The sequence below is a fragment of the Rhodoferax ferrireducens genome (assembly GCF_003347515.1).
Classification (GTDB): Bacteria; Pseudomonadota; Gammaproteobacteria; order Burkholderiales; family Burkholderiaceae_C; genus Rhodoferax.
Genome location: NZ_QEII01000236.1, coordinates 145764 through 161037, shown reverse-complemented (window position 1 = coordinate 161037; position 15274 = coordinate 145764). Strand labels below are relative to the sequence as shown.

General features: G+C 60.5%; 14 protein-coding genes. 5 read left to right on the top strand and 9 right to left on the bottom strand.

The genetic code is table 11. The features are described from left to right. Window positions 1-75: 75 nt before the first annotated feature. The 7 genes from ubiB to C5P05_RS06430 form a co-directional block, all read right to left on the bottom strand. A complete protein-coding gene (ubiB, locus tag C5P05_RS06460; protein WP_114969026.1) occupies window positions 76-1644 on the bottom strand; it encodes a ubiquinone biosynthesis regulatory protein kinase UbiB in 1569 nt (522 codons plus the stop codon). Then, window positions 1641-2189, bottom strand: coding sequence for a hypothetical protein (locus C5P05_RS06455; RefSeq protein ID WP_114969025.1), 549 nt, complete (start codon window positions 2187-2189; stop codon window positions 1641-1643). The genes ubiB and C5P05_RS06455 overlap by 4 nt, the downstream gene beginning before the upstream one ends. 67 nt (window positions 2190-2256) lie before the next feature. Then, window positions 2257-3225, bottom strand: coding sequence for a Tim44 domain-containing protein (locus tag C5P05_RS06450; RefSeq protein ID WP_198674639.1), 969 nt, complete (start codon window positions 3223-3225; stop codon window positions 2257-2259). 25 nt (window positions 3226-3250) lie between these two features. Continuing rightward, window positions 3251-3982, bottom strand: coding sequence for a bifunctional demethylmenaquinone methyltransferase/2-methoxy-6-polyprenyl-1,4-benzoquinol methylase UbiE (gene ubiE, locus C5P05_RS06445; protein ID WP_114969024.1), 732 nt, complete (start codon window positions 3980-3982; stop codon window positions 3251-3253). A 144-nt stretch (window positions 3983-4126) separates the two neighbouring features. Continuing rightward, the gene (locus tag C5P05_RS06440; RefSeq protein ID WP_114969023.1) at window positions 4127-4540 is read right to left on the bottom strand and encodes a gamma-butyrobetaine hydroxylase-like domain-containing protein; all 414 of its coding nucleotides are present in this window, start codon (window positions 4538-4540) and stop codon (window positions 4127-4129) included. Between the two features lie 66 nt (window positions 4541-4606). Further along, the gene (locus tag C5P05_RS06435) at window positions 4607-5050 is read right to left on the bottom strand and encodes an HIT family protein (RefSeq protein ID WP_114969022.1); all 444 of its coding nucleotides are present in this window, start codon (window positions 5048-5050) and stop codon (window positions 4607-4609) included. A 3-nt stretch (window positions 5051-5053) separates the two neighbouring features. Beyond that, the gene (locus C5P05_RS06430; RefSeq protein WP_114969021.1) at window positions 5054-8941 is read right to left on the bottom strand and encodes a DUF3683 domain-containing protein; all 3888 of its coding nucleotides are present in this window, start codon (window positions 8939-8941) and stop codon (window positions 5054-5056) included. A gap of 230 nt (window positions 8942-9171) precedes the next feature. Here C5P05_RS06430 and ugpB point away from each other — a divergent pair, with 230 nt between their 5' ends. The 5 genes from ugpB (at window position 9172) to ugpQ (ending at window position 14198) form a co-directional block, all read left to right on the top strand. Beyond that, complete coding sequence (gene ugpB / locus C5P05_RS06425) at window positions 9172-10479, top strand: sn-glycerol-3-phosphate ABC transporter substrate-binding protein UgpB (protein ID WP_114969020.1); 1308 nt, start codon at window positions 9172-9174, stop codon at window positions 10477-10479. A 14-nt stretch (window positions 10480-10493) separates the two neighbouring features. After that, the gene (ugpA, locus tag C5P05_RS06420) at window positions 10494-11375 is read left to right on the top strand and encodes a sn-glycerol-3-phosphate ABC transporter permease UgpA (RefSeq protein ID WP_114969019.1); all 882 of its coding nucleotides are present in this window, start codon (window positions 10494-10496) and stop codon (window positions 11373-11375) included. A 109-nt stretch (window positions 11376-11484) separates the two neighbouring features. After that, entirely contained in the window at window positions 11485-12336 is an 852-nt protein-coding gene (gene ugpE, locus C5P05_RS06415; RefSeq protein WP_114969018.1) for a sn-glycerol-3-phosphate ABC transporter permease UgpE, read from the top strand. 57 nt (window positions 12337-12393) lie between these two features. Beyond that, the gene (locus C5P05_RS06410) at window positions 12394-13422 is read left to right on the top strand and encodes a sn-glycerol-3-phosphate import ATP-binding protein UgpC (RefSeq protein WP_114969017.1); all 1029 of its coding nucleotides are present in this window, start codon (window positions 12394-12396) and stop codon (window positions 13420-13422) included. Further along, a complete protein-coding gene (gene ugpQ, locus C5P05_RS06405) occupies window positions 13419-14198 on the top strand; it encodes a glycerophosphodiester phosphodiesterase (protein ID WP_232834371.1) in 780 nt (259 codons plus the stop codon). Before C5P05_RS06410 ends, ugpQ begins: the two co-directional genes overlap by 4 nt. A 4-nt stretch (window positions 14199-14202) precedes the next feature. Here ugpQ and C5P05_RS06400 read toward each other — a convergent pair whose 3' ends face one another. Beyond that, window positions 14203-14778: a rhodanese-like domain-containing protein gene (locus tag C5P05_RS06400; RefSeq protein WP_114969016.1), complete on the bottom strand. Its 576-nt coding sequence runs from the start codon at window positions 14776-14778 to the stop codon at window positions 14203-14205. A gap of 149 nt (window positions 14779-14927) precedes the next feature. Next, on the bottom strand, window positions 14928-15173 hold the full coding sequence (locus C5P05_RS06395) for a hypothetical protein (RefSeq protein WP_332871339.1): 246 nt from the start codon (window positions 15171-15173) through the stop codon (window positions 14928-14930). Window positions 15174-15274: the final 101 nt, after the last annotated feature.

Genomic DNA, 15274 nt, shown 5'->3' with positions numbered 1-15274 from the left:
GGACTCGGATTTCTAGTTGCAAAGCTTTTAATTATAGAGGGTCGGCACCTCAGGCTGGGCTTTCGCCACCGACAACTAGAAAACCCGGACCCGGACAATCAGCTGCATCGCCACCAATCCCAGCACGAAGCCAACACCGCCATAGACAAGACCTTGAAGCAGGCGGTTGGTGCGCTTCTGCTCAGCCAGCAACTCGCCGAGTGCACGGTCTGAGCCGGACTGTCCCCTTTGAAGAAAGTCAACCAGGAGCCGCGGCAACTCGGGTAGCAGCTTGGCATAGCGGGGCGCCTCGTTGCGCAACTGGTCGAGGAGTTTTTTGGGCCCCAACTGATCGATCATCCACTTCTCAAGAAATGGTTTGGCCGTGGCCCAGAGATCCAGGTCCGGGTCCAGTTGACGCCCCAGACCTTCGATGTTGAGCAGTGTCTTCTGCAACAGTACCAGTTGCGGCTGGATTTCGACATGAAACCGCCGTGAGGTCTGAAACAGCCGCATCAGCACCAATCCCAGTGAAATTTCCTTGAGCGGCCGATCAAAGTAAGGTTCGCACACCGAGCGAATGGCGGACTCCAGTTCATCCACGCGGGTCGCCGCTGGCACCCAGCCGGACTCGATGTGCAGCTCGGCCACCCGCTTGTAGTCACGCCGGAAAAAGGCCGTGAAATTCTGCGCCAGATACTCCTTGTCCGTCTCGGTCAGCGTGCCGACAATGCCGAAATCCAGCGAGATATAGCGGCCAAACGTGGCGGGCGCCACACTGACCTGAATGTTGCCGGGGTGCATATCGGCGTGAAAAAAACCGTCGCGAAACACCTGGGTGAAGAAAATAGTGACACCGTCTCGCGCCAGCTTCGGGATGTCCACCCCGGCCGCGCGCAGGCGCTCCACCTGACTGATGGGGATGCCCGTCATGCGCTCCATCACGATGACTTCGGTCGCGCAGTAGTCCCAGAACATCTCGGGGATCAGCACCAGGTCCAGCCCGGTCATGTTGCGGCGCAACTGCGCCGCACTGGAGGCCTCCCGCACCAGATCAAGCTCGTCATGCAGATACTTGTCGAATTCGGCCACCACTTCACGCGGCTTGAGGCGCTTGCCATCGTCGGAGAGCCCCTCCACCCAACCCGCCATCATGCGCATCAGGCTCAGGTCTTTTTCGATCGCCGTGAGCATGCCGGGGCGCAACACCTTGACCGCTACCTCGCGACTTTCGCCCGTCCGGTTTTTGAGCACCGCAAAATGCACCTGTGCAATCGAGGCACTGGCAATCGGCTCCCGGTCGAACGAGACAAAGATATCCTCCACCTTTTTATTGAACGCCCGCTCAATGCTGGCGATGGCCACATCGCTGCTGAAGGGCGGCACCCGATCCTGCAGGCGCGCCAATTCGTCCGCGATGTCCAGCGGCATCAAGTCACGCCGGGTCGACAGCACCTGCCCGAACTTGACGAAGATGGGTCCCAAGCGCTCTAGCGCCTCGCGAATGCGCTGGCCCCGCGGCGCGTCCAGCTTGCGCCCGACCGACACGATGCGGGCAATGGCATGCAGCCAGGGTTTCTGAAAGCTCGTCAGGAACAGCTCATCCAAACCGTAACGCAGCATGACCCAGACAATGAAGACGCCCCGAAACAGGCGGCGCGTCATGTCTGCGCCTTGCTCGAACCCGCTGCAGCAACACCGGCAAACTGGCGCAAGGCCTGGGCCATGCCGCGAGCGGCCTGGCCCAGCGCATGGGCGGGTGCGTCGCCGATCACACGCGCCACATCTTCCTCCAGATCCCAGCGAACATGGTCGACCAGCCAGTTCACCTCGGCGGCCAGTTGCACGTCGCCCTCAATGCGCACCGCCGGTTTGTCGCCACGCAACGCTGCCTGCGCCAAGACCAGGGGGGATTCTTCGGTCACCGCCAGCAGCAGGTCCGGCTTGGCCTCGCCCGGCGCCCGGTCCAGCAGACCGGCCGGTGTTGCAATTAACTCCATAGAGAATGAGCGCCATTGCATGTGCACGACGCGCCCTTTTTGCCGTGCAAGACGGCTGGTGGCTTCCGGCTCCTGAATCAGGACGTGGTTCAACAGCAAGACGAGGCGGCGCTGCGCCTCATCTATAGCCCAAGCCGGGGGCTGAATAGTGGGGAGGGGAAGATTTTGAAGAAAACCTTCCAACAATGAAAAAGGGGACTGTGTTGCCATAGCCCCCGATTATTCCTTGTTTATTCCCGGAATTTCCCCGTGCTTTCGGGGAATCCTGCGCCGCAGCCTATTGCAGGGCCTGCACCCCGGCCACCAGCCAGCCGCTGTTGCCGCTTTTGGCTTTGCTCATGTTCCACACTTCACGGAACGGGTTCGGGCCGGCAGACGCCTCTTCGCGGATCATGCCAGAGAACTCGACACTGGCCAGATAAGAATCGCCCAGATCTTCAATCCCCAGCAACTGGGCTTCGATCATGACGACATCGGTCATGTTGACCGGGCCGCCGGTGTGCACTTCGCGCTCGGCGAGTTGGGCTTGAATTTCCTTGAGCATGGTGTCCGTCATCATGACGCGCAAGGCGTTGATGTCCGACTTGTCCCAGGCAGCCTGCAGCGACACAAAATTCGCTTTGGCCGACTTGAGAAAGCCCTCTGCATCAAAACCAGCGGGAACACCCCAGCTTTGTGAGCCACCCAGACCCGCGCCAATCATCGAACCCGATGCTTCAGGCGCTTTCAGGGCTTCGAACGATGTGCTGTTGCGCTCCCAGGGACGGGCGGAAGCGTCGTTACCCACGTTTTCCGGCCGGTAAGTGGCCGGCGCCTGGGCCAGGCTTGCCGGCGAGGCCCCTTGAAAGGCAAACGGCGAGCTACCCGCTTGACGCGATTGCGCCGCCTTGCGCGACTTCATGAACCAGCCAACGGCGACCATGATCACCAGCGCCAACAGGGCAAACATCATGAACTGGCCTGCAGCCGCTCCCAAACCGAGGGAGCTCGCCAGCCAGGCCAAGCCCAAACCAGCGGCCAAACCACCCAGCATCGCACCCCAAGGACGCTTGGGCGCGGCAGCGGCCGGCGTTGTGGGCGCTGGCGCTTTCGTGGCACCTTGCGCGGGCGCTGGCGCCGCCTGGCGCTGCGTCACATTACCGGACTGCTGGCCAATCGAGCGGCCGCCGCCAAAGCGTTTAGCCGCCTCGGCATTGAAGCCCGCCAACAGCATAAATACCGCCAAGACCAAAGACCAAATTTTCATGATGTCTCCAAAAGATTCTTTATGTTCAACACTTGATTCCAACATGCAAGGCTACCAGCCCGCCGGTGAGGTTGTGGTAGTCCACATGGCCAAAGCCATTATTTTTCATCAGGGCTTTGAGTTCCTCCTGTCCCGGGTGCATGCGAATGGATTCGGCCAGGTAGCGGTAACTGGCATCGTCGCCAGCCACCAGCTGGCCCAGCTTGGGCAAAACCTTGAAGGAATACCAGTCATAGATTTTCTCCAGCGGCGGCGCCACTTTGGAAAACTCCAGCACCAACAACTTGCCGCCCGGCTTGAGTACCCGGTTCATCTCGGCCAGCGCCACATCCTTGTGCGTCATGTTGCGCAGGCCAAAAGCCACGCTCACGACATCGAAATGGTTGCTTGGAAAAGGCAGCTTCTCGGCGTCGCACACCAGTGTCGGCAAGGCAACGCCGGCATCGAGCAAGCGGTCGCGCCCGGTACGCAGCATGGCTTCGTTGATGTCGGTATGCACCACGCGCCCGCTTTTTCCCACTTTTTTGGAAAAAGCCAGCGCCAGGTCGCCAGTACCGCCAGCGATGTCGAGCACCTGGTAACCCTCATGGATATTCGCCAGCAGCACCGTGAACGCCTTCCAGGCCCGGTGCATGCCCATCGACATCAAGTCGTTCATCAGGTCATATTTGGGCGCGACCGAGTCAAATACGCCGCGCACATGCTTTGCTTTTTCGGCCTCGTCGACCGATTGATAACCAAAATGTGTTGTTGTCATGAACGTAATACTAGACGTGAAAGAACGAGCCGGGAACGGGGAATCCCCGTATCCGCGAGAATAATGTGGTGATTATGACAAAAATGGGCTCTAGCCCCCGTCCCTGTTGCGCAGACAGCTATTATTTCAATAGCTTCGCGTAAGTCAGTGACTGGCGCAACCGTGGCCCGGTTTCTCGGGCATCGGGTCATCACGCGCGACGCCGGCAGCTGCCAGCCGGGCCGTGTAGTCGGCCCACAGTTTGTCCTGCTGGGACCCCAGGAAATAGAGGTAATCCCAGGTAAAAATGCCGGAGCTGTGTCCGTCCGAAAACGCCGGCTGCACGGCGTAGTTGCCGACGGGCTCCAATGTGGTCAGCTCGACCTCCCGCTTGCCACTCTGCAACACTTCCTGCCCCGGCCCATGGCCCTGCACCTCGGCCGAGGGCGAATACACGCGCATCAGCTCGAACGGAATGCGGAACGCGGCGCCGTCAGAAAAACTGATCTCCAGCACTTTGGACTGGCTGTGTACCGTGATGGACTGCGGCGTCGGAGCGCCTGATTGCAAACCTGCCATGAAGATCACCTATTGAAGAGTTGTCTAATCAGTGAAGGACAGCGCTGAAGGTCTGCCCCGTCAAAATCATTCGGTCTGACACAGCGCCGCAAGTTCAGCTTGAATCGCCAGATCCACAGCGCCCAGACGCGTCTGCATCGCCGCCAGCGCCGCCACATCGACCGGCCGTTGCGCTGGACACCATACCGGCGACGGAAAATGACTGTCCCAGTCAAAGCGGGCAATCACATGCCAGTGCAGATGCGGCACCACATTGCCCAGCGCGGCCAGGTTGATCTTGGTGGGCTGCAACTGCGCACGCAAAGCCAGCTCCACGACATTCACGGCCGCCATGCACAGGCTTCGGTCCGCCAGGCTCAGATCCGAGAATTCGGCTACATGCTCTGTCCAGACCACGCGGTAGAACGCCGGGAAACCGGCCTCCTCCGCCCGGATCACCCGGAATTTGGCAGCCTGGAATACCAGCATCCCGCCGATAGCCGTGCACAAGGGGCAGTCCGGATTCGCCATGTTTTAGACCAGCACGCGTTCAATGCCGCCGTTATTGGCGCGCTTGACGTAGTCGGGCATCCACTGGTCGCCCAGAATCTGGTTCGCCATCTCGACCACGATGTAGTCAGCTTCCAGCAGGCCGTTTTGCAGATCGTCGCCAAACCGGCTCAATCCCTGCAGGCAGGCCGGGCACGAGGTCAATATCTTGACGTTTTCCTTGGCACCCAACAGCCCCTTGTCGCGCAGTTGCGCTTCGCCCTTGCGGATTTCCTCTTCCTTGCGAAAGCGCACTTGCGTGGACACGTCCGGTCGGTTCAGCGCCAAGGTACCGGACTCGCCGCAGCAGCGCTCGGACTGGATCACGTTGTCGCCCAGCAAGGCCTTGACGGTCTTGATCGGCGCCTGCAGCTTCATCGGGCTGTGACACGGGTCGTGGAACAGGAAGGAGCCGGCGTTGTTCAGGGTAATGCCCTTCTCCAGCAGGTATTCGTGAATATCGATGATGCGACTACCCGGAAATATCTTGTCGAATTCATAACCCTGCAACTGGTCAAAGCAAGTGCCGCAACTCACCACCACGGTCTTGATGTCCAGGTAGTTCAGCGTGTTGGCGACCCGGTGGAACAGCACCCGGTTGTCGGTGATCATCTTCTCGGCCTTGTCAAACTGGCCCGAACCGCGCTGCGGGTAACCGCAACACAGGTAACCGGGCGGCAACACTGTCTGCACACCGGCGTGCCACAGCATGGCCTGCGTCGCCAGGCCGACCTGGCTGAACAGGCGCTCGGAGCCGCAACCGGGGAAATAAAACACCGCCTCGGTCTCGGACGTCGTGGCCTGCGGGTCACGGATGATGGGCACGTAGTCCTTGTCCTCGATATCGAGCAAGGCGCGCGCCGTCTTCTTGGGCAAACCACCGGGCAGCTTCTTGTTGACGAAGTGGATGACCTGCTCCTTGATCGGCGCGGTGCCGACCGTGGCCGGCGGGGCCTTGGTCTGCTTGCGCGAGATCACTTTGAGCACGTCATGCGCCACGCGCTGCGCCTTGATCGCCACATTCACCATGGCCGAACGCGCGAACTTGATGGTCTCGGGGTTGGTGGCGTTGAGCATGAACATGGCGGCGGCGCCGGCCGGACGGAAGGTCTTCTTGCCCATCTTGCGCAGGAGATTGCGCATGTTCATGGTGACATCGCCAAAGTCGATGTTCACCGGACAGGGCGACAGGCATTTGTGGCACACGGTGCAGTGGTCGGCCACGTCTTCAAACTCTTGCCAGTGGCGAATCGAGATGCCGCGGCGCGTCTGCTCTTCGTACAGAAAAGCCTCGACCAGCAGCGAAGTCGCCAGAATCTTGTCGCGCGGGCTGTACAGCAGATTGGCCCGCGGCACATGGGTGGAGCACACCGGCTTGCACTTGCCGCAGCGCAGGCAGTCTTTCACGCTGTCGGCGATGGCGCCAATATCGCTTTGCTGCATGATCAGCGACTCATGGCCCATCAAACCGAAGCTGGGCGTGTAGGCATTGGTCAAATCAGCCTGTAGGCCCCGTCCTACCTGCGTAAGTAGCTCTGAATTGCGTAGCAGTTTGCCCTTGTTGAAGCGCCCTTCCGGGTCCACCCGGGCCTTGTACTCGGTGAAGGGGCGCAGCTCTTCGTCGCTCAAAAACTCCAGCTTGGTGATGCCAATGCCGTGCTCGCCCGAAATCACGCCATTGAGCGAGCGCGCCAGCGCCATGATGCGTTTGACCGCACCATGCGCGGCCTGCAGCATTTCGTAATCATCACTGTTGACCGGCAGGTTGGTGTGTACATTGCCGTCACCGGCGTGCATGTGCAGCGCCGCCCAGACCCGGCCCTTGAGCACGCGCTGGTGGATGGCGTTGCACTCCAGCAGGATGGGTTCAAAGGCGCCGCCGGTAAATATGTTTTGCAAGGGGGCCCGAAGCTGAGTCTTCCAGCTGGCGCGCAGGGTGTGGTCCTGCAGCTCGGGAAACAGCGTTTCCACGCCCGCCAGCCAACCCGCCCACAGCGTGCGTACTTCGCCAATCAGGGCCAGGGCCTGCGCCACGCGGTCTTCCAGCAACTCAGCGGACGGAATGCCATTGGCATCGTCGGACTTGCCCAGCGGCAAATTGCCCTTGGCAAAAAACTCGTCCAGCGCATCGCACAGGGCAATTTTGTTGCGCAGGCTCAACTCGATGTTGATGCGCTCAATGCCATCGGTGTATTCGGCCATGCGCGGCAGCGGAATCACCACGTCTTCATTGATCTTGAAGGCGTTGGTATGGCGGGAAATCGCGGCCGTGCGCTTGCGGTCGGCCCAGAACTTTTTGCGCGCTTCCGGGCTGATGGCAATAAAGCCTTCGCCACTGCGCGAATTGGCAATGCGCACGACTTCCGACGTCGCCCGCGCCACCGCATCGGCGTCGTCACCGGCGATATCACCAAACAACACCATCTTCGGCAGGCCACCGCGCTTGGACTTGGTGGCATAGCGCACCGCCTTCAGGTAGCGGTCATCCAGATGCTCAAGCCCGGCCAGCAACACGCCCGAGCGTTTTTGCTCGGCAAACATGAAATCAATGATCTCGACAATGCTGGGCACGGCGTTCTTGGCATTGCCAAAAAACTCCAAGCACACGGTGCGCGTGTGCACCGGCATGCGGTGCACCACCCAGCGCGCGCTGGTGATCAGGCCGTCGCAGCCTTCTTTCTGAATGCCGGGCAGACCGCTCAGGAACTTGTCGGTCACGTCCTTGCCCAGACCTTCCTTGCGGAAGGATTTGCCGGGAATGTCGAGCCGCTCGGTGCGCAGCGGCGTTTTGCCGTCGGCCTTGAAATACTGCAACTCGAAACTGGCAAGCTCGGCGTCGTGAATCTTGCCCATGTTGTGGTTCAGGCGAGTCACCTCCAGCCACTCGGCTTGCGGCGTCACCATGCGCCAGCTGGCCAGGTTGTCCAGCGCCGTGCCCCATAGCACGGCCTTTTTGCCACCGGCGTTCATGGCGATATTGCCGCCAATGCAGGAAGCTTCGGCCGACGTGGGATCGACCGCAAACACATAACCACCGCGTTCGGCCGCATCCGCCACGCGCTGGGTCACGACCCCGGCTTCAGTCCAGACCGTGCCAACCGGCTCGGACAGACCCGGCAGCGTCAGCATCTCGACTTCCGTCATGGCCTCCAGCTTTTCGGTATTGATGACCACGCTCTTCCAGGTCAGGGGAACCGCGCCGCCGGTGTAGCCGGTGCCGCCGCCGCGCGGGATGATGGTCAGCCCGAGGTCGATACAGCCCTTGACCAGACCGGCCATCTCTTCTTCCGTATCCGGCGTCAGCACAACAAACGGATACTCCACGCGCCAGTCGGTGGCGTCGGTCACATGGCTCACTCTGGAGAGGCCGTCGAACTTGATATTGTGTTTGGCCGTCAATTTGACCAGCGTACGCTGGGCCTTGCGCCGCAGGGTCGCCGTTTCAACAAACGCCGCGTCAAAGGCCTGCACCGCCTGGCTGGCCGCCTTGAGCAGTTCGCCCACCAGCGCATCGCGCTCCGGATCGGTCTCGGGTGTGCGCCGTTTTTGCACCTCGGACAGACGGTGGTGCAGGGCCTCGACCAGCAGCGCACGCCGCTTCGGGTTGTCCAGCAGGTCATCCTGCAAATAGGGGTTGCGCTGAACCACCCAGACATCACCCAGCACTTCATACAACATGCGGGCCGAGCGGCCGGTGCGGCGCTCGTCGCGCAGGCGGTTAAGCAAGTCCCACGCAGGTGCACCCAACAGGCGGATGACGATTTCGCGATCAGAAAACGAAGTGTAGTTGTAGGGGATTTCGCGAATGCGGGCGTGTTCGTGCGGCAAATGGGCGGCGGGCACGAATTGATTGAGCAAAATGGGAGCGTTCATCGGTTCTTAGGGTTGCAGCCAGCACATGACACGGAGGTGCGGTGAGGGTAAGCCCGGCTGGGCTGAGATATTACCGCAGCGCAGCATGCACCTACTGCCCTGATGGAAACCCCGATAAGACGGCGCCGAAATCGCGTGTTTAATGAATGGTCGATGGTTTTTGACATATTTTTGTCGCCCGACCGTCACAAAGCGTCACTATGCTCAGCCCTTTCATCCAAGGAGATCGCATGAAATTTAAATTTGCTGCTGTGGCCGTTGCCGCGGTTTTTACCCTGTCCGCCCAGGCGCAAACTGAAATTCAGTGGTGGCACTCGATGACCGCGGTCAACGGCGAATGGGTCAACGACCTGGCCAAAGACTTCAATGCCCGCCAAACCCAGTACAAAATTGTGCCGACCTACAAGGGCCAATACGACGAATCCATGACCGCCGCCGTAGCCGCCTTTCGCGCCGGCAATGCACCGCACATCCTGCAGGTGTTCGAAGTGGGCACCGCCACCATGATGGCCAGCAAGAACGCCATCGTGCCCGTCGCTCAAGTGATGAAGGATGCCGGCCAAAAATTTGACCCGTCTGCCTATATATCAGCAGTCGCCGGCTATTACACGGCCCCCAACGGCCAGATGCTGAGTTTCCCGCTCAACAGCTCGACCACGGTTTTCTACTACAACAAGGACGCTTTCAAAGCCGCGGGCCTGGACCCCGAGAAGGCACCCGCCAGCTGGCCGGAGGTGGCGCTGGCGGCCGCCAAGCTCAAGGCCAACGGCCACAAATGCCCTCTGACCATTGCCTGGCAGGGCTGGACCCAGCTGGAGAGTTTCTCGGCCTGGCACAACGTGGAATTTGCCACCAAGGGCAATGGCCTGAACGGCATGGATGCGCGCATGAAAGTCAATTCGCCCCTGCATGTGCGCCACATTGAGAATCTGTCCAATATGGCCAAACAAGGCCTGTTTGTCTACAAGGGGCGGGCCAATGTGCCGGAACCGACCTTTGTTTCCGGCGAGTGCGCCATGATCACCACCTCGTCGGGCTTTTACGGCAACGTCAAGAAAAATGCCAAGTTTGCCTTTGGCCTGTCGCCCCTGCCCTATTACCCGGACGTTCCCGGCGCACCGCAGAACACGGTGATTGGCGGCGCCAGCCTGTGGGTCATGGCCGGCAAGAAGCCGGAGGAATACAAAGGCGTCGCCGCCTTTTTCAACTACGTCTCCAGCCCCGAGGTGCAATCCGCCAGCCACAAGCGCACCGGCTATCTGCCCATCACGACCGCCGCCTTCCAGCTGACTGAAAAATCCGGCTTTTACAAGGAAAACCCGGGAACCGATGTCGCTCCGACGCAGATGATCCGCAAGACCACCGACAAGTCGCGTGGCATCCGCCTGGGCAACTATGTGCAGATCCGCACCATTGAGGACGAGGAACTCGAACAAGTCTGGGGCGGCAAGAAGACGGCCAAGGAAGCGCTGGACTCTATCGTGAAGCGCGGCAATGAATTGCTGGAGCGGTTTGAAAAAGCCAATAAAAAGGGCTGAGACGCGTCAATTTGATGGAAAAACGCGTCGTTTTTCGCTCAAGCTGGTTGCCTTGGGTGCTGATCGCACCCCAGGTGCTGGTCATCGCGGTATTTTTCTTCTGGCCCGCGGTCCAGGCCCTGCTGCAATCGGTGCAACAGTCTGACGCCTTCGGCACCTCGGTCGAATGGGTTGGGCTGGAGAACTTCCGCAACTTGTGGAACGACGACACCTACCTGGCATCGTTCTACACCACGGCGATTTTCTCGACGGCGGTGGCGGTGGCCGGCATCAGCCTGTCCTTGATGCTGGCGGTGTTTGCGGACCGCATCGTGAAAGGCGCACTGATCTACAAAACGCTGTTGATCTGGCCTTACGCGGTGGCCCCGGCGGTGGCCGGTGTCTTGTGGCTCTTCATGTTTGCGCCCAGTGTGGGCGTGGTGTCTTATGCCCTGCAGGCGCTGGGGATGGATTGGAACCATTTGCTGAACAGTACCCACGCGATGACGCTGGTTGTGATGGCAGCGGTCTGGAAGCAGATTTCCTACAACTTCCTGTTCTTTCTGGCCGGTCTGCAAAGCATCCCCAAATCACTGATCGAGGCCGCCGCCATTGACGGCGCCCGCCCATGGCGGCGCTTCTGGACCATCGTGTTCCCGCTGCTGTCACCCACCACCTTCTTCCTGCTGGTGATCAACATCGTTTATGCCTTCTTCGACACCTTTGCCATCATTGATGCCGCGACCCAGGGCGGCCCTGGCAAAGAGACGGCCATCCTGGTCTACAAGGTGTATTACGACGGTTTCAAGGCCATGGACCTGGGCGGTTCGGCCGCGCAGTCGGTGGTGCTGATGGTGATCGTGGTCTTGCTGACGGTGGTGCAGTTCCGGTTTGTCGAGAAGAAAGTGAACTACTGAGATATGAAACCCCCACGCTTGTCACTACGTGTACTGCGCTGCCCCCCGAGGGGGCCGTGCCTTGCTTGGGGCGGCCCGGCGCGGCGGCCATTCGTCGGAGCCTCCTTCCATGGTTGAGCGCCGCCCCCTGCTGACCCTGCTCTCGCACCTCGTCCTGATTCTGGGCGTGTTGGTGGTGGCGTTTCCGCTGTACTTGACCTTTGTCGCCTCGACACAGACCTCGCAGGCCATTGTGCAGACGCCCATGCCGCTGCTGCCCGGCGCGCACCTGATCGAAAACTACACCGCGGCCTGGAACGGCACCGGTGGCGGATCGGGCGCCAAGGCCCCGGTGGGACGCATGATGATGGTGAGCCTGATCTCGGCGCTGATCATTTCCATCGGCAAGATCGCCATCTCCTTGCTGTCCGCGTTTGCGATCGTATATTTCCGCTTTCCGTTTCGCATGTTTTTCTTCTGGGCCATCTTTATCACCCTGATGCTGCCGGTCGAGGTGCGCATCGGCCCGACTTACAAAGTGGTGGCTGATCTGGGCATGCTCAACAGTTATGCCGGCCTGACCGTGCCGCTGATCGCCTCGGCCACCGCCACCTTTTTATTCCGGCAGTTTTTCCTGACCGTGCCGGAGGAGCTGGTGGAAGCGGCCCGCATGGATGGCGCCGGCCCCATGCGCTTTTTCAAGGACGTGCTGTTGCCTCTTTCGAGCACATCGATAGCCGCCCTGTTCGTGATCCAGTTCATTTACGGCTGGAACCAGTACCTGTGGCCGCTGCTGGTGACCACCAACGAGAACATGTACCCGGTGGTCATCGGCATCAAGCGCATGATCTCAGGCGGCGACTCCGACATGCAGTGGAATGTGGTCATGGCCACCGCCGTGCTGGCCATGATCCCGCCGGCGCTGGTGGTAATGCTGATGCAAAAATGGTTTGTCAAAGGGCTAGTGGATACCGAAAAGTAACGTCTTTGCGGGACAGACCGAAGCAAAGCGGAGCTCTGTCGCCAACTGATTAAGAATATGGCCTCAATCACATTAAAAAACATCGTCAAAAGCTACGGGCACGGCAAGTCGGCGAATCAGGTCATCCATGGCGTGAATGCCGAGATTAGCGATGGCGAGTTCGTCGTGATCGTCGGCCCGTCCGGCTGCGGCAAGTCCACGCTGTTGCGCATGGTTGCTGGCCTAGAAGAAGTCAGTGGCGGTGAAATTTCCATCGGTCCGCGCGTGGTCAACCAGCTGGAGCCGTCCGAGCGCGACATTGCCATGGTGTTCCAGAACTACGCGCTGTACCCGCACATGAGCGTGTTCGACAACATGGCCTACGGGCTGAAAATCGCCAAGGTGCCGACGGACGAGATCAAAACCCGGGTCGACAAGGCCGCCAAAATTCTGGAAATCGGCCCCTACCTTCAGCGCAAGCCGCGCGAACTCTCCGGCGGCCAGCGCCAGCGCGTGGCCATGGGGCGCGCCATCGTGCGCCAGCCGCAGGTGTTCCTGTTTGACGAGCCGCTCTCCAACCTGGATGCCAAGCTGCGCGCCCAGACCCGACTCGAAATCCAGAAACTGCACCGCGAGCTGGGCATCACCTCGCTCTTTGTCACCCACGACCAGGTCGAGGCCATGACCCTGGCGCAACGCATGATCGTCATGAACGCCGGCGTGGTCGAACAATTTGGCACGCCGGTCGAGGTCTACACGCGCCCCGCCAGCACCTTTGTCGCCAGTTTCATGGGTTCGCCCCCGATGAATCTGCTGAAAAACGCACCGAATGCGCCAGCGGGCACCATTACCGGGGTGCGCCCCGAGCATCTCGATATCACGGCCACCGGCTGGGCACTGCAGGTGGAAGCGGTGGAAATGCTCGGCGCCGAGCGCCTGGTCTACGGCCGCTGGGCTCACGGCAGCGGCGACGAGCTGGTCATCATCCGCACCGAAGAAGCCCATGCGGTGCCGGCGCTGGGCGGCACCATCCACGTCACCCCGCGTGCGGACAAGATGCACTGCTTTGACGCCGCCAGCGGCAAGCGCAGGGAGGCGTCCCAATGATGCAGGTGACCCATGACAACTGGCCCTACCCGCGCTGGGTGGCACACCGGGGCGCCGGCAAGCTGGCGCCTGAAAACACCCTGGCCGCGTTTCGTGTGGGTGCCAGCCACGGCTACCGCATGTTCGAATGCGACGTCAAGCTGAGTGCCGACGGTGTTCCCTTTCTGCTGCACGACGCGACGCTGCAGCGCACCACCCATGCCCGCGCGCAATTGGGCGCCGGCAACAGTGCCGTGGCCGGTGATCATCCCTGGAGTACCTTGTCGCAACTCGATGCGGGCAGCTGGCATTCCCGAGCCTATGCAGGCGAACCCCTGCCAAGTTTCGAGAACATCGCCCGCTATTGCCTGCACAACGGCTATTTTTTGAACATCGAAATCAAGCCCACGCCGGGGCTGGAGCGCCAGACCGGCGAAGTGGTGGCCAACTACGCCGCCCGACTCTGGCAGGGCGCCGCGGTGCCGCCGCTGCTGACTTCTTTCGACCCGGAAGCGCTGGAAGGAGCACGCGACGCCCAGTCCGAGCTGCCACGCGGCCTGTTGCTGGATTCGCTGTGGAAAGGCTGGCTGGAAACCGCCCTGACGCTGGACTGTGTGGCCGTCGTCTGCAACCACGCCTTGTGGGACAAGTCCAGTGTGTTGCAAGCCCGGAGCGCCGGGTTTCGGACGCTGAGTTACACCGTGAACGACGAATGGGCCGCCCAACGCCTGATCGAGCTGGGCACGGACGGCATCATCACCGACCGGGTGGACTTGTTTTCACCCGCTTGCGTTTGACGGCTTAAAAGTCGCCCTTGACGACCGGAAAGCCCAAAGCAGACCAGTCGAGCATGCCGCCGCGGTAGTAATAGATGCGCTCAGCCGGAAAACCTTCACGCGTCATGGCCTGGATGGCCGACGGGCTTTGTGGGCAGGCCGGGCCATTGCAGAAGGCATACACCTTCTTGGCTTTGCTGCAATCCCATTTGCCGGCGACCTTGGTGCAACCCAGCTCGTTCAGGCGACCGGCCACTTCGGTGTACACAATGTGCATGGAGCCGGCGATGGTGCCGTTGGCGCGGTCTTCGGGCTCGCGCATGTCCACCAGCAGGGCATCGCGGTCGTTCATCGCATTCAGAATTTCGATCTCGCCGACCGGATGCACGCCCGCCACGGGGACCATCGCCTGAATCCAGCCCTTGTTTTTGGCGCAAGGTGTCATCACACGGGTGATCACGGTTTCTTCGCCCTTGGCATTTTTGGCCACGAATTTCGTGTCGGTGCCGATGATGCGCAGGTATTCGGGGTCGGCCGCGTGGGCGGTGGAAGTCAGGCCACAGGCCAAGGTGAAGGCGGCGAGCCAGGCAGTAAATTTCATGTTGTCTCCGGTTTCGTGATTCGAATCCGGGAGCGTAGCGATGCCGCCCCCCAACACCCCTGATCCAAATCAATCGCTCGAAAATACTGATGTCGCCGGAACTTGCCTACACCCTGGCGTCTGCTGGGCTAGCCCGGCGCCCACGCTACTTAGCGCCAGCCACGCACCATGAACCACTGGCTCGTGGCGCAAAGTAAGGCCATGCCGGTGTACGTGGCCATCTTGCCATCATGTCCAAAGAACCACAGTCCAAGCACAAGTGCGCCCACGCCGACTACGAAATTGATAGCTGCTTGCGCATATAGCGCGAGGGCTAAAGGCCGTTTTTTCATAAATATACGGGCAACCAGTGCGACCAGAACAGCCACCCACAAAGCCGGTGCGATGAAATTCAACAAGTGGTTCAGGAGGTCTAGCGGGCCCATCGGTGAATTGATCTATGGATAAGTAAAAGTGTTTGGCTGGTTATCAACGCGGGCTGATTTTATAATCCCCA